This window comes from Marinithermofilum abyssi, assembly GCF_014641195.1.
GTDB classification, from domain to species: domain Bacteria; phylum Bacillota; class Bacilli; order Thermoactinomycetales; family DSM-45169; genus Marinithermofilum; species Marinithermofilum abyssi.
Map to the genome: position 1 here is coordinate 89,945 of NZ_BMHQ01000008.1, position 19,924 is coordinate 109,868.

Here is a 19,924-nt window from a genome sequence, read left to right on the forward strand (position 1 = left end):
GTGTCTTGCGTGAGTTTTACAGAAGCATTCAAGTCTATTTGGCTCAAACCTCGTGATACTGTTTCCGAACTATTACAATCCAACTCCAGCTTATATATCATTCTTGTACTGCTTGCAGGAGTAAGCTTGCGTCTCGATCAAGCTGCCAACAACAACTTAGGAGACCGAACCGGTTTTTCTTATATTTTATTCTCTGCACTCGTCATCGGCCCCATCATTGGTTTGCTTGCCTGGTTTTTTTACAGCGGAATGGCACATATAACCGCTCGGTGGTTGGGCGGCCACGGTTCTTGGAAGGAAACACGAACAGGAATTGCTTGGTGCTCCATTCCCCTTTTACTTAAGTTGATCCTCTGGATTCCACAGCTGTTCTTGTTTGGTGGGGAAATGTTCACTTCGGCTACACCTGTATTGGATAGTAGCATGACGTTACTTGGTCTCTTTTTCCTATTCGCAATTTTGGAAGTAATTATTAACGTATGGAATCTCTATATCCTTTCCCAGGTTCTAAGCGAACTCCATGGTTTTTCCGCCTGGAAAGGTTTTATATCGATTATTGTTATTCCTCTGATTCTTGCTGTTGTGTTGGTGTCGGTAGCCATCATCGCATAAAAGCGAGATACAATAAGGAAGGGATACTCTTTGAAAAAGTTCATAACGTCCATAATGATTAGATCGATCACCGTTTTCGTTTTGTGCGCGTTCGTTTTCACTTCTATTTTCCCATTAGGGTCGATCAATCAGGCTGAAGCATCACCAACACTGAACCCTCCGGAGTTAAATCCTCCGGAGTTAAACCCTCCGGATATTCAATCGCCCGAGATAAAACCAACGGTTCCAGATAAAAATTCACCCGAAAAAGACAAAAAAGATGAGAAAAACAAGAAAGATAAAAAGAAAAGTCCCAAAAAAACGGAAACCGAGCCAAGTAAAAAAGAAAAAGGGTTTTCGGGTTTCCTGTCCGAAGTAAAAGATTGGTTTGCGCGTAAAGGTAAATATATTAAAGATACTGCCGTTGCAGCAAAAAACGAAATTAAAGCCGGAATCAAAAGCGAAGTTGAATATGCCGTCACCAACCCGATCGGTTGGTGGTTCTGGGATGATTTAAAATCCGGCGTCACAGGGACCGACAATAAAACCGGTGATAAGCTCGGTTTGTTAGATAGAGCCGACCGCTTTATTAGCGGAATTCCCATTGGAGTGGGAAAAGGATACAAGTATGGTTCAAAAGGATTGAAATTTGGCAGCAAAGTTCTCTCTAAGGTCGACGACTTTGCGATCGGGCTTGCTTGTGCTCAAAAGAAAAAGATGGATTCTGATGATGATTCTAATGGTTGTTCCATATCACAAAAGAGTAATAGTAACGGTAAAGATAAACCTAAAACAATAACAGTTGACAACAAAGACTATAATTTGTTTGGTAATAATCCCGTACCCAAGTATAAAAAAGGCAAGTTGTCAAGAATAAATACCGATATGCCAGGTGGAAGAAAAAAAGCAGAGAGTATTTTTAAACAATACTCACAAGGTAATAAGGTAGAAGTAGAGACAAGAGGCAACACAACTTTTAAAATTATTTACGATAAAAATGGTAACAGAATAATGCAATTGAGATTAAGAAGTGATGGTAAAACAAACCTCGATGTATGGAAAAATGGAGTATATGAAGATATACATTTTTGATATACAGTGGGGGTGAGAAGTTGAAAAACAGCAAAATCAACCTGAAGTTGAGTAATAAGATAATGACAGAAATAAGAAAAGCTAAGAAAATAGAGATATATCTAATAAAAGATATCTCTAAAGCTTCTAAAGATCATAAAGATACTTTTACTTGTAGTACTGTATTTCTAAAGACAGATCAAGATATATTATATACTATAGAAGGGGTTATTGAAGATTTTGGGGTAGATCGTGATGAAGTGTTTGGAATTAGCGTATATGAAGGTTGGAGAGAATTTGAAATAATTAAAAAAGGTAACAATACTAAAGTTTTTTATGGGAAACTGATATATAAAGTAGATGAAATTGCAAACACAAAAGATCTGTTTTTGTATGATATATTTACTAAAGAAGAAGACTCCTTCTCTTCTATAGAAGTTAATAGCTATAAGGATAACTTAAATGGCCTGCTTGATGTTGAAGTTGATGAAGCAATATTATTTAAACGAAATAACCAATTAATTTATATTGGTCAACATATTTTTCCATCTACTATTGTAATCACTAAAGATGAAAAATACATCGAAAAATTATTAGATGGAGAGCTTGAATAGTAATGTCTTGTCTAATCATACAGATATAATTTGAATAACCTCTATATAGCCCGGAAACCATACAATAAAAAGGCTTCTGTAAAAATACAGAAGCCTTTTTTATTCGGTAAGTAATGTTAGAAACCTTCTATTTCACACTCCTAAACCCTGCCTCTACATCTTTCAACGTCTTGACTTGAGACACATCATCAGACTCAAACATGTATTGCAGAAAGTTGATATGGTCCCCTTCGTTATCTATATTCACTTGCTTTACACCATTTTGGAGTAAGCTTTCATGATAATACCGGATTTCAATGGTGGCATTGATGTTGTTTTTGTTGAGGTAATTGATAAAACGCAGCACTTTTTTCATCTCATCTGTCTGGTTGTTTCGTGTTAATGTCCGAATGACGTAAACCGTAATATGCTGATTGTAGTCATCCGAACGTTGCCGTATTTCTTTGTAATCGGGGATTTTACCGCCTTGTACGGCTTGATTTTTAAGTGATGGATCAAAGCCGATTTCCGTACGAAAGCTGGAATATTGGGGAAAGCTTTTTTGAAATACAGGCGTTAGCTCTTGTTTTGCTTGTTCAGACCATAGCGTACCTAACAAGGTATCTTTAAACTGTTTATCCGATTGAATGACCGAAAACGTGACGTCTGGCTCTGTTTTTGCTTTGGCTTTCATCAGGTACTTATCTGTTTGCCAGACATATTCAACATCCCATACTGTGAAGTCCCGTTTATATTTCTTTTTTAAGTACGCTATTGCTTCTTTTTGTACCTTTTGCTGGTCGGCTTGAGTTATCTGTTCGGATTGTGGCGCAGGACTCGTCAACCCTTCTCCGTCTTCTTTCGTTACAAACTCGTTGATCATATAAGTGACAGGTACAGCGATAATCAAGGCAACCACTACTTCAACCCAAATATTCTTCCCTTCCAGTGTGTCGATCTGCCCTTTATTTAAACGAACCGCATCCACAATCGCGTCAATGATGCCAATAATGTACAACAGCGCCACAGGAATAAACCCCAAAGACAATTTAAAAGCTGTCACAATAAAGGTAATACCAATCAAACCGATTCCTTTCCAACGGCGTCCATTGTATATCTGGGCAATACCAGGATGTAACAAGGTAAACAGTATAACCAGTAATATTCGCATGCAGTCTCACCCCCACTAACGCACGAATTATTCGGCATGAATATATCCATCCTTAAAATGTTCTTTAAACACTTTCATATCGTGATCCCGGAAGTTCCCCCAACCTCCGTTGCCCGGCAACAACTGATCGCTTTGTCGGAACGCTTTGAATGGTACTTGATCTTCAAACTGCCTGAACAACGAATAGTCAGTAACTTCTCTTGGTTTTTCCCCTTCATCGGTCATAATTACCCTACCATAGTGAACACCATATGTCCCGACAATATCATCCTTATCTACATAATTTACGATATCGTCGTCGTATTGGCCGGTTATATTTTTCAGATCATCTAATCCGTTCATATTGGGATTCGAAGCAGATCTCAGGAAATCATAAAACACTTTCGCACTGGGTGCATTACGTAAGGGCTTTGGCTTCATTCCCGGAGCATTGTATGTAACAGCCTGCATATTGTTTTCAGCCGCCATCTTTTGCGCCAAAAACCCCCCTAGGGAATGACCTGTAAACACGATGGAGTTAGAAGAACCATACACCTTTTTTATCTGATTGGCAAAGTTTCTTGCATCTTTCAACTGGGTTGCAGGCAATTGTAAAAAGATTTTTGAGTTGGTTTTTGTAAAATCCACCGGTTCGTCTGATCCACGATAAGCTACAACGATTTCACCTGTTTTATGATTTTTAAATGCAAGTGCTGCAAATCCTGTCTCCGGATTATAATCACGTCCTGCAATCGACCATTCTTTCCCCATCAACTCTTGCAATTGCTCGTTTGTTAATTTTCCATCTTTCTCATAAGATAGGTCCGCCAACTCCATAAGCTGCTCATGGGTAACATCGACTTCATTTAAGCTTTGCGCCTGTTTTTTCTTTTTTTCCGGTACCTTACGATCAGCAAAAGTAGGGGCAGCACCATCCACTCCTTTAGGAGGCGCTTTGAGCTTCTTTTGGTGTATATCTTGTTTTGGCGGATGGAGCTCAGGTGGATTGAGCTCAGGTGGATTTAATTCTGGCGGGTTCAACGTAGGGGAAGCAGCGTATGCGTTGTTTATAGAGAAAGCCATCAAACATACAAACAGCAATAAAATGAATCGTTTACCGCCCTCCAACGAAATTTTCCCCCTTTGATTTATATGGATGACATACGAATAATCGCTTCATAGGAACTTAATATACATACTGATAACCCTATCAACCCTAATATTTTCATTAACTCAAAAGCTTCTACCTCAACCGCTTCTCTGACTTTATTCGAAAAAAGGTAGAGCAGAATGCAGAGAATGAGCAAAATATATATGGCACTAATCTCCCAACCTTGTGCCCCTGTAACCAATGACCTGACCAAGATTGTAAGTTCTGAAAGGGATAAATAAATCAAGTACCCCCCACTTAACCACCAACCCCATTGCTTTCTAAAAAATAAAAGAATACCACCAAGCAAAGGGGGCAATCCAATAAATACAATGATAAAAAGCAAATAAGGAACCGTTACAACAAATGGAGTGCAACCACCAAATCCGGTGCAAACGGATTGAGGTATTCCCAACTGTCCACTGAGTTGAAGGGATTGCAAAATGGTTACAAGCGCCCCATATAGTATTTCTATAATGGCTAATATACGAAGACCTAAAGGTGCCTTCATACTTATCTCCCCTCTACTATCGGAAGTTATTTCCCATCTTTAATTCCTTGAACCTGTGTTGTTTCTACGCTTTCATACTTCTTCCGTTTAGCCAAAATGGCTTGCCGAATCTCTTCAGCGGTTAATTTGGAAGGATCCCCTTTATGTTTGTCATACAATTCATAGCCAATATCCAAGGAGATGTTGTCCCCCGGATCGGTTCGCCCCACACCCGGTAAATGAACATTGGAGGCTCGTGTTAACAAAGACTCCGGTAACCCCGCCGCTCTACCGATATAGGCATAGTGAATATTGGAGTATAGATCGTAAAAGTATTCATGTTGGTTATCCCCTTTGATGGGGTAATAAAAGTCATCGATTTTTCTAAGGTTCATTAGCTTTTGCAACTGTGGTTTATGATCCCAAGGTCCATTGGCCTTTACCACCTGGTAAAACTTATATAAAGCCTTAGGCTTTTTCAGCCCCCAGCAACAGTTCCAATCATTTTTTATTTCTTTGAGCTCTTTTGAATCGAGATTTTTGATAATTTCTTTGTGAATAAAATCGATGGATGTATCCCCACGGGTAAAATCCAAGGCCGGTTGATTCGTCCCCGAAGGCGTATTGTCCTGGCTGGAAGATGGATGATTGTCTGTATGTATATCCGGAGCTTTTAAATCGGGTGGATTTAACTCCGGAGGGTTTAATTCAGGTGGATTTAAAGTGGGAGATCCCGCATGTACGGTGGTACCAAAACACAGTATTAAAACGAGAGTAAATACCAGCACCCCAACAAAAACTTTTGTTCTTGTCATATGGCTCCTCCGTTATTCAGTTGTCAAGGAAAAAGAAAGGCCTCCTTTGAGGCCTCCTTAAAAGTTGGATAACACGGGTTGTCCAACATCCTCTGCAGGATCATTGACCGGTTCATCTTGTATCCAATCCAAATATTGATACGTAACGGCAAAAACAAAAAGCGACAGCGTCAAAGCGGTGGATATAGCCAACGCCAGGTTTGCGATCAGAGTCAAGTTGGTCGTGGCGATCGCAATAAAAGACAAGATAAAGCTTACAATAAAATCACCCAGTACAAATAAGAGCATCCAACCCAGTAATTTGAAAAAATGAGCCTTTCCAAAGGCAAAGGATTGCTTCACTCCCTGCCACCCGGTTTTATCATCCACCACTGCCGTAACAACTACACTCTGAAAGAGGATGAGCAATATCAACCCCAGCAGCAAGAACAGCATCGAACCCAAAGTGATCAAGAAGGCAAACAAGATACTTACAACATAAATAGAAAAACCATAACGAAGCAGGTCCCCATATACTTTGGAAGTTTTCACTTCCCCTGTTCGCGCGTATTGTAAAGCCATATTGGCAAAAGGAATCTGAATAAACATGAAACAGATCACGGTAAAAAACAGGTTAATTATATGTGGTAATACCGGTATAAAAAATACGTCTAAAGGAAAGGTAAGGTAGTTTACCACAAAAGCGTATAGAAAAACTGCCGGAAACACGACCGTGATCGAGATAAGAAAAATCTTGCCCAGGTTACTTTTATATAAATCCAGACATTCACGAAACATTAGATCACCTTCTTAGATTCTGTCCACCTTATAAAATCTGTCTGATAGATTGTTTTATAGAGTGGCCGTCTCCGATCTCATACAAAGCCAATAGATCTTCATCGACTCACCCACTCTCCCCATCACTTACGAGCTCTCCAATTTCCTGACACACCTCAGTCAGGGTTTCTCAGCTTCTTGATCTTTTTCGTTGCCAACTCATTTTCTTCCAAAGGTCGATCCTCTTTTGAGATTAATTGTTTCACTTCGTCTCTTTCAAAGTGATTCGTTTTAGACTTTGACAACATTTTCAAGTCATGCCACTTTAAATAAAGATAGAGCGGCCAGTACCTTGGCTTTTTCACTAAATAATTTAGGACAATCTTTCTTTGCTTCTCTGTTTTTAGTTGTATTTCATTTTGTTCAAAGGCACAGATCACCATTTGGCGGTTATACTCTCGGATAATTTTATAATCCTCTTCTGTTACCAGTTCTCTATCGTTGGTTATACCAGCTTGGTCTATTCCTTTCTCAACTGCTTCCTCCAGCTTTCGTTGATATTCCATAATCTTGGCAGGGAGGGAAGCGAATTCTCTCAATGCATCTTTTACTTGGGAAGGTGCTTGATGTTCCAAGCTTTTTACAGCTGACTGCAACATCACATGTAATTTCTCCAAACCTTTCCGATCATGACCTTTAACCCACTTAAATCCAATCCCTATAAAGTGTTTATAAGATGTATTATAAGCAGAGGCTAAGAAAGCAATATCTTTTGCCTCCCCTTTTGTGGGCACTGAACCATCATCTCTGAGAACCAATGTTTGCTGCGAAGGTATAAAAACAAAATAGTAATAAAGCTGATTATTTATTTGAATCTTGGACGGAAATACTTGGTATTTTGTGTCTTGTTCACATAAGAAATTTTTAACCTGTTCCTTAATATGTTTTGGGAGCCCCTCTTCCGTAAGCATAATTAATCAACCCTTCCCTTTACTGATTACCGGGCCTTTAACCAAACCAACCTTTTACTGTGTCGATGGCTTTTTCTGCCACATTCTTTACTCCATCACTCACCGCTGATTTTACAGCACCCACTGCCTGTCCAACCGGCGTCGCATTGTAAATAGCACTTGCTGCTTTACCTATAAACGCCCGGTGTTCATAGATTTTTGCTCCGACCCATAATGCACCACCCGCCACGGCAACACCAGCAGCAACGGGCGCTCCTACCCCGGAAGCGGCCAACAATGCAGAGCCAGCCATCAATGCCTCACCCGTACTGGCAATACCCGCATTCACCTCGCCATTGGCAAAGTTAGCTACAGCGTCCACTGTACTCGATGCCGTTTCATACACAGCGAAAATGGGACTGGCTTTACCAAGAACCTTTAAAGCTCCTGATTTGGCAAGCCATTTTACTTTTTTGCCAAAAACACCACTCTCATATGCTTCGGCTAGATCTGCAGTTTTAGTGATTTTACTCCAAAATTCCTTCCCTTTACCAGCATACTTACTTAATAGTTTAAATCTATCTTTATAGCTTTTTTGATTTTTCAAATCTTCTAGACTGTCATCTTCCATCATTGCATTCCAAGCTTCTTTCATGTCAGCGAAGCTCTTGAAATGCGTTTTTAACAACTTATAGTATTTGTATCCATCCAAAGCATCACCAGCAAATTGCGCACCCTGTATGGCAGTGATTGTGGCCGATATAAGGTTGGTCCAATCGCTAGCTTTATTTATCATCTCTTCTCCGGACATATCATTTAATGTCCCAAGTGCAGAATCGATAGTAGGACTATTAAATGTAGGGTGGTCACCGTTCAGTTCCGTACCTTGAAGGTCCGGTGATTGCAAGTCTGGTGATTGTAAATCAGGTGATTTTAAGTCCGGTGAGTTCTCATTAAGATCCGGGGGATTTAATTCCGGAGGATTAAGCGTCGGGGAAGCTGCGACATTTCCTACAGATAAAAACGGTGAGAGCAAGAGAGCCACATACATACACAATACCGAAATCGCCAAAAAACGGCGGTGTTTTTTTAAACTCATCATTCTCCCCCTTGTATATTCAATTGTGATTTCATTTTAAAACCGGTGCCTGAGCCGTTTTGGTATAGCTGATCGTAGAAGACATAAACAGCACATCGATATCCGTCTTAGCGGTCACGACAGCTCGATCATTTTGAACATCGATTGATAGGTTGCTCAGCTTATAGCTGGATGGGTTCCCGAATGTTTTGTACGCCTGTTCCCTGGCGGCATCTTCGTCTTCCGTAATCGAAGCGACACGCACGGCATCTTGCAAAGCCGTCTGTGTATTCATCACCGCTAAACCGGCAATCACCACTTGCCAAATGAATAATGCCATAAACATAAACAACGGAATCAAAAACATGAATTCGATCGTGACAGACCCTTTTTTGTTTTTTAATTGAGTGAACCAGCTCATAACATGAACCTCCGGTCACGATTAATATTCAATTTTAAACTGTTTATCTTGGAAAACACTTAAGTATTCTCGTTCCGGACCCAGGCCTTCCCCTTCGATCTTTTCATCTTTAAAAAAATCGGCAAAGATCATCGAGTGGAAATCTTTTTTTGCTTCTACATGAATATGGTTGTCATGCACCGGAAAGACGATGACACCATGAGGCTCTCCACCGTTTTTTAGTACATATTCCCGGACCGTTTCTCTCATTTCGTCTTCTCTTTGTTCCAACATTTTTTCAGCAATCTTTGCCAACAACTTTTTGTCCATCTGATTGAGTTGTTCACCAACCGTCGTATCATCCAACGGTGTATTTTCCGGAACAATTTTATCCAAACCGTTCTGAACGTTTTGATCCTGCAGCAACCACTCATCCAGTTTTTTTGTGGCGGCGATACTGCCTGCTTCTGCGGCTTGATTGGCGGCGGAATAATCCATCATTACTGTTGCCAGGGTGGCAAGGAATAAAAAGACAACCATAAATACAGGGATGGACGCCACCCAGGCCATGGAGGCGCCACCCTTTTTTTTCTGTAAAACGAATAGAAGAGAATCTTTCATCCTCTATTTTTCCTCCCCGGAGGAAGTATTTCGGTCATATTTATCTTTAATGTAACTTTCGTTATCCCAGAAAGAATCCTTACGAGCTTTTTCTAACTTTTTAAATCGATCAATATTATATTCATCCAGTTTCCAGAATCGATCTTTAATTAATTCGTCCAATTTCCAGTAATCTTCCAGTTTTCCAGACAATACATCCTTCAATTCATGCAGGCGATCGTTTTCCTGCCGATATTTCTCTCTCATACCGTCATTAATATCTCGGAGCTCATCCAGCTTTTTGGAGGATTCATTGCTGTTTTTATCGTAATTTTTTTCCGCCCATTCCCACCATTCTTTCTTCAGGCGTTCCTTCTCTTCTTCCAGACGTTGCTGCAAATCGTCGGCGGTATTAACCGTTTCATATGTTCCGCCTCCCGCTTCCGCAGCCTTTTTCAATGCTTCTTGTGCCTGGCTGTCCACATCAAAGCCAATAATGTTGACAACGGCCTTCACATTGGATTGGTTCAGGGTCTTTGCTTCTTTTACCGGATCCCCGTCACAGGTTTCCACCCCGTCGCTTACCACATAAATCAGGTTTTCCACATTTTCTCCGGACTGGGATGGGAAGCTTTCTTTGGCAGAACGAATCGACGCAGCCAGCGGAGTCCACCCAGCGGGTTTAAATTGATTCAGTGATTTGTTAAACTTTGCTTCATTGTAAGGACCCATCGGATAAACCTCTTCGGTGCTTTTGCAGGACTCCACTTTGTCTGCCTTGCTGTTGGTCCCTTTATGACCATATACTTGCAAGCTGACATTCACGCCTTCAGGCAACTGGGATGCAAACTCCTTGACTGCCTGCTTCGCCAAATCCATTTTTACGCCGCCGTTCACTTTGCCGGCCATACTGCCGCTGGAGTCAACCAAAACGGCGACGTTCAGTTTTTTGGCTGTTTTCCCATCGGGTCCAGCTCCAGCATTTGGACCTTTCTTGTCCAGCTGCACTTTGGGATCCAGAGCATCATATCGCTTGACATAAGGCTCATAATCTTCCGCTACCAGTTGAATCAACCGGCTGTAGGCTTCTTCCCCCGACATATCCTTCGGCCATTTGCTCACCATCTTCTTCAACTTTTCTGCATCATACTTATCCCCCGCGTATTGACCGGGACCTTCTGTCAGCATCCCTTTAATATCCTTAGCGGCTTTTGGGGGTTTATTGGCCTGTTTTTCCGCTTGCTTTTCATTATTGGAGTTGGTTGGCGCGGAGCAAGCCGAGGTTACAATAAGAGACGCAGCGATCAATAGGGCGCCTAGGCGAGAAAAGGTAGTATGTAACAAGAACATCCCTCCAATAAAAGAATGGAAGGTTTAGGGAGATCCCCTAAACCTAACAACAATATTACTTATCGGCATTACTAATCCATTCTTTAACCTTACTTTTTAGCTCACCCGAAACCTCCTCACCGCCCAACACGGTTTTTAACAGAGCAGCAACAGCAATCACACCGGCAATCAAAAAGATGTACTCCAGGGTTTGGGAACCTTTACGGTTCATCATGGCCACTTTATACTTTGCATAAGTTTTCAGCAAAACGTTTTTCATAAAAAATTCCTCCGTTCTAATTTAAATATCAAGATAAAAAGCCATCATGATAACATCAGAATTAGATCAGGGGTGCGACTCTTTTGTCACTCACCTCCTTTAATTAATTCACGTCAAACATATTGCTGCCGCCAACCACAAATTGGAGGATCATCACCCCGATGATGACTACTAAGATGGAGGGGGCGATGACGATGCTACTAACTACAGTGATCTGCGGACCCGCTTTCCCTGCCGCCTCCTTGGCCTGCTCGGAGCGCATCCGCCGCATTTCCTCCGCTTGTTGAGCAAATGTCTCCGAAATCGGAGTTCCCAAGTTGTGCGCCTGGATTAAAGATTGGATCAATCCTTCCAACTCAGGGGAAGAGGTCCGTTTCAAAAGTGCACGATAAGCCGTTTCCCTTTGAACCCCGAAGCTGATCTCCTGATTTAACCGGTCGATCTCTTCACTCAACGGCCCCCGGGAAGTTTGGACATAATATTTGAGTGCTTCATCCAAGCCCATCCCGGCTTGCAGCGTAATACTCATCATATCGAGAAAGTCAGGCAATTCATAGCGAATCTCTGCCTGGCGTTTTTTTGCCAGATAACGAATCCACAGGATCGGAGCCAGATAACCCCCGATAAAAAAGGTGACAAAAAGAAAAGCACCCAGAGGTAAACCCATCAGGTAATAAGGGAAGAAAATTGCCAATCCAGACAAAGCTCCAAACACTTTCAACCCTTGTATGTCCCGAACCGACAGATTGTAAGGATAACCTGCCTTAATCAGATGATCCTCCAGCTCCAACGGTTCACTTAACAGGTGGATCTTTTCACCGATGGGAGCGAACTTGTCACTCCATTTCAAGATAAAGCTCAACTGATCCAGGCTTTTCTTTTTTACCTGTGCCACCTTGTCCTGCTCTAGGTGGTTTCGGATTTCTTCCTCTTGTTTTCGGTAGGAAACATAGGAGGACGCTAAAACGATCACACAAACAAAACAACCTAAGGTCACCAGGTATATTAAACCCGTCACGCCAAACACACCCTTTAAACGCGGATGTCGGAAATCTTTTTCACGAGAACAATTCCTAATAATTGCAAGGCTGCAAATATAAACAGGACAAGATAACCGAGAGGGTGCTCAAACAACAGGTTAAAACCCTCCACCATCTTGCTCATCACAAACATCACGATCATTGAAGCCAGCGGCAGCATGTATGCCGTATAACGGGATTGGGACGTATATGCCTTAATTGTTTGGTGAATAATTTTTCTCTCTTCCATCGTCCGTGCCATTTCAGCCAAAACTTTGGCCAGGTTCCCACCGGCACGGCGCTGGATAATTAAAGCGTTGACAAAAACCTGCAGGTCTCGACTGGAAACCCTTTTTAGAAGGTCTTTTAGCGCACTTTCAATATCCCTTCCCAGTTGTACTTCCCGCACCACCGTGCTCAGTTCGCCTCGGATCGGGTTCGGCATTTCCTTGACCACGATCTCCAAACCCTGCGGGATAGAAAGCCCGGCTTGGGCTGCACTGCTCAGCAGGCGGCAAGCTTCCGACAGCTGTGCATCAATACGTGCGGCATATACATTGCGCCGGGACTTCAAAAACCAGTTGGAAGCAAAAGGCGTGACAGTGGTGGCCAAACTGACGGAGAGCAAGGGGCGGGCCCCCATTCCGTAAATGAGCAATGCTGCTAAAGCAGCCCCTGCCGCAACCATAAGAACTCCGTACTCTGCCGGTCGAAGGCTGATACTTGCCCGCTCCAGCTTCGGGGCCAGATTTTTGGCCCAATTCATTTCATCCAGCCGCTCCACCAGTTCATCTGACCAGCTTAATTGCTTACGGGCTTGGTACAACCAGTTGCTGACACGCTCTGTAGTGACTTTCTTTTCTTTCAATACTTGAAACCGATAGTACAACGCCCAGATACCACAAAAAACCGCGGCAGCTCCTATTATTGCTATTGCCATCAGACACTGCTCCTTTGTCGAGCCGGTTCAAAAATGGCGGGATCCACAGGAGTACCGTATGCCTTCAATCGTTTCAAGCATTGAGGGATGACACCTGAGGCAGTATGGTATCCTTGAACTACTCCCTCATCGTTTACGTGGGTTTGTTCAAACCGGAAGATATCCACCATCTTAAAGGAGCCGTCCTCTTTTTTCTGCAGTTCCGCGATCGTTAGCATCTTCCGCTGACCATCCGGCAACCGGGAGATCTGAATGATGTAATCAATCGCTCCCACCAGATATTCACGAATCAAGGATGCCGGTAATTCAGCACTAGACATCATTACCATCCCTTCCAAACGACGAAGGGCATCATCGGTGGAGTTGGCGTGCACGGTGGTCAAAGAACCTTCGTGACCCGTATTCATCGCCTGCAACATATCAAAGGCCTCCGCTCCACGAACCTCACCGACAATAATCCGGTCGGGCCGCATCCGCAGAGCGTTTCGGACCAGCTGGCGGATCGTGACTTCCCCTTTTCCCTCTACGTTGGCAGGGCGTGCCTCCATCCCTGCTACGTGTCCGTGAGGAATACGAAGCTCCGCCATATCCTCAATCGTGATAATCCGCTCATTCTCGGGAATAAAGTTGGCTAAGGCATTCAACAACGTCGTCTTACCGCTACCCGTACCACCGGAAATAATAATGTTCAGCTTCGCTTTAACCAGCGCTTTGAGAAACTCACCCATTTCAGGTGTAAAGCTACCGAAATTAATGAGATCCTTCATGGTAATAGGATCTTTTCGGAATTTACGAATGGACAAAAGAGAACCTTTCAAACTGATCGGTGGAATTACAGCGTTCACACGGCTGCCATCCGGCAACCGTGCATCCACCATGGGGGAGCTTACGTCAATCCGTCGGCCAATGGGAGCTACGATACGATCGATCACATGACGTAACGCTTCTTCGTCACGAAACTGGATATCTGTCTTGTGAAGCTTCCCTTTTTTCTCATAGTAAATTTCATAAGGACCGTTAACAGCGATTTCTGTGATTTCCTCATCTTCCAAAAGCGGCTCTAAAGGTCCATAACCTACAGATTCATCAATAATTCTTGAAATGATTTTATCCCGTTCTTGCCGGCTGATCACTACTTGTTCATCTGCCAGGTACTGACCGACAATACGGTCCAATGTCATCCGTAATTCGGAAGAGGGCATTTTTGTGAGCTTTTCCAAATCTGTTTCCCTTAGCAAACGAGCTTTAAAGTGATTGGCAAGCTCTTCAATTCTCGTTTCATTAATTGCAGTGTGATTACTGGGTCCTTTTCTGACCTCAGCCTGGTTTCTATTGTTTGAATTATAGTTAGCCGCTCTTTTAAACAACGACATGGCATGACCTCCTATGACACAGAACGACTAGACTCCTGAGACAACAGCCAACGAGCAAGCTTTTGGATATCTTTTGAAAAAATAGTCAACCCTCGTTCCCTGCGAGAAGCCCGCAAAGGCTTGCCGCGGTTGATCATCTGCTGGATTTTTTTCGTGTCTTCCCGAAGTTCACCTACAATGGGATATTCAAAATATTGTTTGACATCCTTTGAGGTGAGTTCCGTCTCTCGCGAAATCCGATTCAACAGAATTTCCAACCGACCATTAGGATCCACACCCAGCTTATTAAATAACTCCAGTACACGATTAAGCGTTCGCATCGAAGGAGCATCGGGATTCATCACATAAAACATCCGATCGGCTTCTTCCAGTGCACTATACACGATGGCATTCATCTCAGTGGGCAAGTCCACCAAAATATAGTCATAATACAATCGGGAAGCTCGAAGTAAGCGTTGAATATGTTCCTCGGTCACCTCTTCTGCGATCTCTGCATCACAAGGGCTGACCAACACTTCCACTTGTGAGTTTGGTTCAATCGTAGTCACATTGCGAATATGGTTGTCGTTTAACTCTTGCAAAACGGGGGTTAAATCGTAAATTGAACGGGAGTTTTCCACGTTCATATACGTTTCCAACCCGCCGTATTGTAGGTTCAAGTCAACTAACAATACACTGGAGTTTGAATCCAGCTGAATCGTTTGAGCCAAGGTGGAAGCGATCAAGCTACGTCCACAGCCCCCTTTTCCTCCATAAAAGGCAATCACCTGACCGCGTCCCCACGAAAAAGAAGCAGTTGCTTCTGAGACAGCCTTTTGCTTAGCCTCTTTTGCCTTCACAGCACGGTTCAGCACATCGCTCAAAGCAGTAATTTCATCCGGCAAAAACAAAATGTCAAAGGAACCTGCCCGGTTCACATCCCGTGCCCGAATCGGATCCCGGTATTCTGTAAGATAGATAACCAGCGTAGAGGCCAGTTCTTTTTTGATATAATGCAAGAGTTGCAACCCCGAATCGTCTTTCGGTTCATGCAGTAAAACGATATCCGGTTGAATCCGAACGATTTCACGCCTTACTTCTCGAGGTGCTAGATACTGATTGTTCGGAAATATGTTGGACACCCGTGCTTTTATTTCTTCAGCTTGTCCGACGTCATCACTAATGATAAGAAGCTTTACGTCCGCGCTCATTTATATAAAGGCAACCTCCCATGACATCAGATTATTGTTGAGATGTTCCCTGTTGACCCGATTCGCCATCAGACTCATTACCACCGCTTTGGTCTGTACCAGCAGTACTTTGACCCACTTCAGTTCCCTGTTGTGCTGCACCGGTTTGTTCAGAAGCTTCTTGCGGTGCTTTCAATACCCTGATCGCAACAGCGAAATTCTGAGCGTGAATCAACTCTCGGGCTTTTTCAAGTGACACCTCGAGGCCGATCGCTTCTACACGATCCGTCTTTTTATTTTCGCTAACACCAACTACTCGTACGTCGGACATGAATATTTGAGTTGTATTTTTTCCGCTTTCATCGTCAGATACAATAATATCCACGCGGTCATTCGCTTGGATACCGCCGTCAAACAACACCCGATCGTTCTGAACCAGTGTCACCATCCGATTCTTAGACGAAGAAAGACCTGAAACAGGCTTCAGATTGTTCGTGGTCAATACTTCCCCTTTTTGTAAGGGAGTCACAGTAACCATTTGCTCGATGTTGTCAATTTTGGTTACCACAGATCCTAACTCTTTTACATACTTCACGGGGACTTCCCTTGCAGTGAAGTATCCTTGTTTCAGCGGCTCTCGGGAGGCAATGGATTGATTTGCTACATATACTGTCGTTTTCTGTCCCATTTCCGCATCCACTTCATTCAGTTTTTGTAAAAAGAGTAACCCTGCAACTGCTGCTAAAACTACCGACAAAGCTGCAAAGATCATGGCCCTTCGCTTTGCATCTTGCATTTGTTGTTAACACCTGCTCTACGAAGATTTAGAATGGATGAATGATGCTAATTTTCTTACTCAACTCAAATATCGCATCCTATAATAGCAAGAAATTCCACCCTTGACAATACATCTTTTCACATAATCTTCTTTTTTTCGACAAATTTCGTTTACATGACCCATCTGAGAGTGTATGTGATGAGAATGCCGAGAAGAATAAAAGGAGCGAATGGGAACTCGGTTCCCCACTTCACGCTTTGAGAACGGATCAGTTTGACACCGATCATATATAAGGCCGCAAGCACATGGGAGATGCTGAACACGATGAAAAACCCTTCAAACCCCAGGGCAAACCCGATCATGGCAAAAACTTTGATGTCACCTCCGCCGATGGCGCTGCCGCCAGTGAGGACGGCGATGGTAGCTAGTCCAAAGAGGACTCCGATCCCAGTGAAGAGATATTCCAGCCAGGGGGGCTGGGGTTCCCACAGATGAAAGATCAATGCTGCCAAAACACCGCCGATGACCACGCGGTCATAGATCAGTCGTTCTTTGAGGTCGGTGTAGGTAGCATAGGTAAGTAAGAGAATCAATGTCATGTACAAGAGATGTTCGGTCACGAGATTGCCCTGCCTTTGATCAAAAAATAGTTTTGCCTACCTGGATGAAAGGGAAATATATTGATTGCGTTTATTATAGCAAGGAAGTATAGGAATTTTCCCAGAGACATCTAGGATTTATTTCTTTTATCTTATATATTTAATACTTAAGGAATATTCACATCCTATTTTCATGCATAGTTAAGAGATCACTTCCAATTCCCTCTGTGAAATTTTTCGTTCCACTTTAACTACTCAGCTGTCGAAAATAAAAACCCTGGGTATACCCCAGGGTCAGCTTAGTTGAAATCGAACCTGTCCTACCAAACAGAGAATATCCTTCTACCTTTACTTACCGTATCCCATTCACCCCGATCGCCATGCCTTCCCGCGTCGAGTCGGCGGCTCCTAGGTAGAGACCGGTATCCGGATCGGTCCAGATCGCCTGGACATTTCCGATATTCGCGGGTTCGGCTTCCCACTGGTGGCCCATCTGGGTGAGTTTTTTTCGGGCTTCTGCCGGGTTGCCTTCCTCCCAGAGGATGGTCGGGTATTTGTTGCTGTAGATACGGGGTTCTTCGATGGCAGTTTTGAGGCCCATGCCATACTCCAGGCGGTTTAAGAGAACCTGGTAGACGGAGGCGATGATCGTCGGTCCGCCGGGAGAGCCCACGGTCATGATCGGCTTGCCGTCTTTGAATACAATGGTGGGGGACATGGAACTCAGGGGCCGCTTGTTGGGCTGGACTTCATTGGGGCCGCCGGGGACAGCATCGAAGTCGGTTAGCTCGTTGTTCAGCAGAATCCCGTAACCGGGTACCATGATGCCTGTGCCGAAGAGCTGCTCAATGGTGGTGGTGTAGGAGACGACATTGCCCCAGCGGTCGGCTACGGTGAAGTGGGTGGTTTGCCCGATTTTGCGGTCGTCGGGTTGGGGGACTGCCTTTTCTTTGGAGCCTTCTGCTTGAGAAGCCAATGGATGCGCATTGAGACTCTACACGGCTGAAGCCGTGGGATTCTTGGGTAGTTAGCGCCCTCAGTTCATTTCTGTTTCGGACAACTCCCAAGTTCAGGGCTGTCTCATCAGCCCATCCCATGCAGTTAGAAATGTACCCGCATGGGCGGCATACCTGTTACCAGTACGCTAGTTCCTCCATCTCACTCTCATGGTTTTACCCAGTAGGAGAGATTGGTTCGCTACTGGAACCCCATACCATGACGTTTACAAGGAACGAACCCACTACCCGTGGGATGAGCACCGCTCATACGTTCGATTATACCCGGTATTGGTTGCTCTTTCCACCCCGAAAGGGGTGTTGAGCAACGCCGCCTTTCATCCCACGATTAAAACCGTGGGCTTTCAGCGTGCACTTTCTGTAACCACCATCCCGTCTTTCAAGGGAGAGGAGGCAAGAAGGGCTTTTGAATGCGCTTCCGGGATATTCAAAGATTTTTAATGGTCGGCTTACACTCTATTAACGCTCTTTTTCTAAGATAAAGAGGAATCATCTGCGGGGAAGTTCATTCCGGCCGCTCTCCAATCCCTCCGGATAGCCGTTGCTTGTCCCCTGTGCTATCCTGTTTTGATGCGGGTCCGGATGAACTCTATTTCTCCGCGACTTTTTTGTGCAGACTACATATGAAGACGTGCTGGTTGTTCTCCTGACCCGAATGGAAAGGATGAGATCCAGATGAAAATAGCTTTTAAACGTGTGGGGTTGATGCTTGTCGCCGGATTGTTGTTTGCCTTGGCTACTCCGCACAGTTACGCAGAACAACAAGCACTGAATATCGCTCACCGCGGCGCTTCCGGATATGCGCCAGAGCATACCATTCCCTCTTATGAGCTGGGGGATCAAATGGGTGGCGACTATATCGAGATCGATCTGCAAATGACCAAGGACGGTCACCTGATCGCCATGCACGACGAAACACTGGACCGGACCACCAACGGCACCGGCAAAGTGAAGGATCACACGCTGGCCGAGATCAAGCGGTTGGACGCCGGCTCCTGGTTCAACAAAGAGTATCCCCAATACGCCAAGCCAGAATATAAAGGGCTGAAAGTGCCGACCTTGGACGAAATACTGGATCGCTTCGGCACCGATCACAAATATTACATCGAAACCAAAGCACCGGAAGTATATCCGGGCATGGAAGAAAAACTGCTTGATACCCTGAAGAAACACGGCCTATTGACAAAGAGCGCACTGGAAAACAAGCGAGTGATCATCCAGTCCTTCAGCAAAGAGAGCCTGAAAAAAGTGCACAATCTGAACGCCGACATCCCGTTGGTACAGCTCCTCTGGTATGAGCAAAACCAAAAAGGGGAGATCACCGATGCGGAACTGAACGACATCGCCCAATACGCCATCGGTGTAGGCCCCAACTATGAAAAGATCGACCAAGCCTATGTGCAAAAAGTGCGGGACAAAGGGTTGAAAATCCATCCCTATACCGTCAACAAGCAAAGCGAAATGAAAAAGCTCCTCGAATGGGGTGTAACCGGGATGTTTACCAACTTCCCGGACAAGCTGGAGGAAATGCTGAACAAGCAGTAAATCCTTCTGGATTCATCTCTGCGATATCTATTTACGCTCCCGGCCCGTAGCGCGGTTTGACGACAATCCGTTTGCTGCCTGTCCCGAACTCTCCTGCTGCCCAAAGGATGAACGGATCCACCCTCTTGTCTACCCCGATGCTGCGGCATGTGCCGTCTTGAGGACACCGTTTCAAACAGGGACCGGCCCGGGAGCAAGCATTCCTCTCATATGGATTCCATGGGGTCAGCAA

General features: G+C 44.0%; 21 protein-coding genes and 1 pseudogene. 4 read left to right on the forward strand and 18 right to left on the reverse strand.

Going from position 1 to position 19,924, the window contains the following annotated elements; translation table 11 throughout:
* Positions 1-9 precede the first annotated feature (9 nt).
* The 3 genes from IEW70_RS12020 to IEW70_RS12030 are packed head-to-tail and all read left to right on the forward strand — an operon-like array spanning position 10 to position 2,276.
* Entirely contained in the window at positions 10-612 is a 603-nt protein-coding gene (locus tag IEW70_RS12020) for a Yip1 family protein (RefSeq protein ID WP_188648166.1), read from the forward strand.
* A gap of 30 nt (positions 613-642) precedes the next feature.
* Positions 643-1,683, forward strand: a complete 1,041-nt coding sequence (locus IEW70_RS12025; protein ID WP_188648167.1) for a hypothetical protein — start codon at positions 643-645, stop codon at positions 1,681-1,683.
* Between the two features lie 20 nt (positions 1,684-1,703).
* Positions 1,704-2,276: a hypothetical protein gene (locus tag IEW70_RS12030; RefSeq protein WP_188648168.1), complete on the forward strand. Its 573-nt coding sequence runs from the start codon at positions 1,704-1,706 to the stop codon at positions 2,274-2,276.
* A 127-nt stretch (positions 2,277-2,403) separates the two neighbouring features.
* Here IEW70_RS12030 and IEW70_RS12035 read toward each other — a convergent pair whose 3' ends face one another.
* From IEW70_RS12035 to IEW70_RS12120, 18 genes and pseudogenes are all read right to left on the reverse strand, one after another.
* Entirely contained in the window at positions 2,404-3,426 is a 1,023-nt protein-coding gene (locus IEW70_RS12035) for a hypothetical protein (protein ID WP_188648169.1), read from the reverse strand.
* A gap of 27 nt (positions 3,427-3,453) precedes the next feature.
* Positions 3,454-4,533, reverse strand: a complete 1,080-nt coding sequence (locus tag IEW70_RS12040) for a Tle-like phospholipase domain-containing protein (protein ID WP_188648170.1) — start codon at positions 4,531-4,533, stop codon at positions 3,454-3,456.
* Positions 4,534-4,553: 20 nt separating this feature from the next.
* A complete protein-coding gene (locus IEW70_RS12045) occupies positions 4,554-5,066 on the reverse strand; it encodes a hypothetical protein (protein WP_188648171.1) in 513 nt (170 codons plus the stop codon).
* Positions 5,067-5,092: 26 nt separating this feature from the next.
* Positions 5,093-5,860: a polymorphic toxin type 44 domain-containing protein gene (locus IEW70_RS12050; protein WP_188648172.1), complete on the reverse strand. Its 768-nt coding sequence runs from the start codon at positions 5,858-5,860 to the stop codon at positions 5,093-5,095.
* A 57-nt stretch (positions 5,861-5,917) separates the two neighbouring features.
* On the reverse strand, positions 5,918-6,448 hold the full coding sequence (locus tag IEW70_RS12055; protein WP_188648173.1) for a hypothetical protein: 531 nt from the start codon (positions 6,446-6,448) through the stop codon (positions 5,918-5,920).
* Between the two features lie 344 nt (positions 6,449-6,792).
* Positions 6,793-7,587, reverse strand: a complete 795-nt coding sequence (locus tag IEW70_RS12060) for a hypothetical protein (protein ID WP_188648174.1) — start codon at positions 7,585-7,587, stop codon at positions 6,793-6,795.
* Positions 7,588-7,624: 37 nt separating this feature from the next.
* Complete coding sequence (locus tag IEW70_RS12065) at positions 7,625-8,665, reverse strand: hypothetical protein (protein WP_188648175.1); 1,041 nt, start codon at positions 8,663-8,665, stop codon at positions 7,625-7,627.
* 31 nt (positions 8,666-8,696) lie between these two features.
* Positions 8,697-9,065, reverse strand: a complete 369-nt coding sequence (locus IEW70_RS12070; RefSeq protein WP_188648176.1) for a TadE/TadG family type IV pilus assembly protein — start codon at positions 9,063-9,065, stop codon at positions 8,697-8,699.
* A 21-nt stretch (positions 9,066-9,086) separates the two neighbouring features.
* Entirely contained in the window at positions 9,087-9,665 is a 579-nt protein-coding gene (locus IEW70_RS12075) for a flp pilus-assembly TadE/G-like family protein (RefSeq protein ID WP_188648177.1), read from the reverse strand.
* A 3-nt stretch (positions 9,666-9,668) separates the two neighbouring features.
* Positions 9,669-10,988 (reverse strand): VWA domain-containing protein, encoded by a 1,320-nt coding sequence (locus tag IEW70_RS12080; protein WP_188648178.1) that lies wholly within the window; start codon positions 10,986-10,988, stop codon positions 9,669-9,671.
* A gap of 61 nt (positions 10,989-11,049) precedes the next feature.
* On the reverse strand, positions 11,050-11,253 hold the full coding sequence (locus tag IEW70_RS12085) for a hypothetical protein (protein ID WP_188648179.1): 204 nt from the start codon (positions 11,251-11,253) through the stop codon (positions 11,050-11,052).
* Between the two features lie 103 nt (positions 11,254-11,356).
* Positions 11,357-12,271: a type II secretion system F family protein gene (locus IEW70_RS12090; RefSeq protein WP_188648180.1), complete on the reverse strand. Its 915-nt coding sequence runs from the start codon at positions 12,269-12,271 to the stop codon at positions 11,357-11,359.
* A gap of 14 nt (positions 12,272-12,285) precedes the next feature.
* Entirely contained in the window at positions 12,286-13,212 is a 927-nt protein-coding gene (locus tag IEW70_RS12095) for a type II secretion system F family protein (RefSeq protein ID WP_188648181.1), read from the reverse strand.
* On the reverse strand, positions 13,212-14,585 hold the full coding sequence (locus tag IEW70_RS12100) for a TadA family conjugal transfer-associated ATPase (protein ID WP_188648182.1): 1,374 nt from the start codon (positions 14,583-14,585) through the stop codon (positions 13,212-13,214). Before IEW70_RS12100 ends, IEW70_RS12095 begins: the two co-directional genes overlap by 1 nt.
* A gap of 11 nt (positions 14,586-14,596) precedes the next feature.
* A complete protein-coding gene (locus IEW70_RS12105) occupies positions 14,597-15,775 on the reverse strand; it encodes a CpaE/TadZ family protein (protein WP_188648183.1) in 1,179 nt (392 codons plus the stop codon).
* A 31-nt stretch (positions 15,776-15,806) separates the two neighbouring features.
* Complete coding sequence (cpaB, locus tag IEW70_RS12110; protein ID WP_188648184.1) at positions 15,807-16,550, reverse strand: Flp pilus assembly protein CpaB; 744 nt, start codon at positions 16,548-16,550, stop codon at positions 15,807-15,809.
* A gap of 152 nt (positions 16,551-16,702) precedes the next feature.
* Complete coding sequence (locus tag IEW70_RS12115) at positions 16,703-17,152, reverse strand: prepilin peptidase (protein WP_188648185.1); 450 nt, start codon at positions 17,150-17,152, stop codon at positions 16,703-16,705.
* 331 nt (positions 17,153-17,483) lie between these two features.
* Positions 17,484-18,110, reverse strand: a pseudogene (locus IEW70_RS12120) (gamma-glutamyltransferase); the annotation flags it as partial.
* Positions 18,111-18,822: 712 nt separating this feature from the next.
* On the opposite strand from IEW70_RS12120, the gene IEW70_RS12125 reads away from it, so the two are divergent.
* Positions 18,823-19,692: a glycerophosphodiester phosphodiesterase gene (locus IEW70_RS12125; RefSeq protein WP_188648187.1), complete on the forward strand. Its 870-nt coding sequence runs from the start codon at positions 18,823-18,825 to the stop codon at positions 19,690-19,692.
* The last annotated feature ends 232 nt before the right edge of the window (positions 19,693-19,924 follow it).

Coding starts and splice junctions, on each gene's coding strand:
- IEW70_RS12035 (WP_188648169.1), bottom strand. CDS start 3,426: ATGCGAATATTACTGGTTATACTGTTTACCTTGTTACATCCTGGTATT.
- IEW70_RS12045 (WP_188648171.1), bottom strand. CDS start 5,066: ATGAAGGCACCTTTAGGTCTTCGTATATTAGCCATTATAGAAATACTA.
- IEW70_RS12050 (WP_188648172.1), bottom strand. CDS start 5,860: ATGACAAGAACAAAAGTTTTTGTTGGGGTGCTGGTATTTACTCTCGTT.
- IEW70_RS12055 (WP_188648173.1), bottom strand. CDS start 6,448: ATGTTTATTCAGATTCCTTTTGCCAATATGGCTTTACAATACGCGCGA.
- IEW70_RS12060 (WP_188648174.1), bottom strand. CDS start 7,587: ATGCTTACGGAAGAGGGGCTCCCAAAACATATTAAGGAACAGGTTAAA.
- IEW70_RS12065 (WP_188648175.1), bottom strand. CDS start 8,665: ATGAGTTTAAAAAAACACCGCCGTTTTTTGGCGATTTCGGTATTGTGT.
- IEW70_RS12070 (WP_188648176.1), bottom strand. CDS start 9,065: ATGAGCTGGTTCACTCAATTAAAAAACAAAAAAGGGTCTGTCACGATC.
- IEW70_RS12075 (WP_188648177.1), bottom strand. CDS start 9,665: ATGAAAGATTCTCTTCTATTCGTTTTACAGAAAAAAAAGGGTGGCGCC.
- IEW70_RS12085 (WP_188648179.1), bottom strand. CDS start 11,253: ATGAAAAACGTTTTGCTGAAAACTTATGCAAAGTATAAAGTGGCCATG.
- IEW70_RS12095 (WP_188648181.1), bottom strand. CDS start 13,212: ATGGCAATAGCAATAATAGGAGCTGCCGCGGTTTTTTGTGGTATCTGG.
- IEW70_RS12100 (WP_188648182.1), bottom strand. CDS start 14,585: ATGTCGTTGTTTAAAAGAGCGGCTAACTATAATTCAAACAATAGAAAC.
- IEW70_RS12105 (WP_188648183.1), bottom strand. CDS start 15,775: ATGAGCGCGGACGTAAAGCTTCTTATCATTAGTGATGACGTCGGACAA.
- cpaB (WP_188648184.1), bottom strand. CDS start 16,550: ATGCAAGATGCAAAGCGAAGGGCCATGATCTTTGCAGCTTTGTCGGTA.
- IEW70_RS12125 (WP_188648187.1), top strand. CDS start 18,823: ATGAAAATAGCTTTTAAACGTGTGGGGTTGATGCTTGTCGCCGGATTG.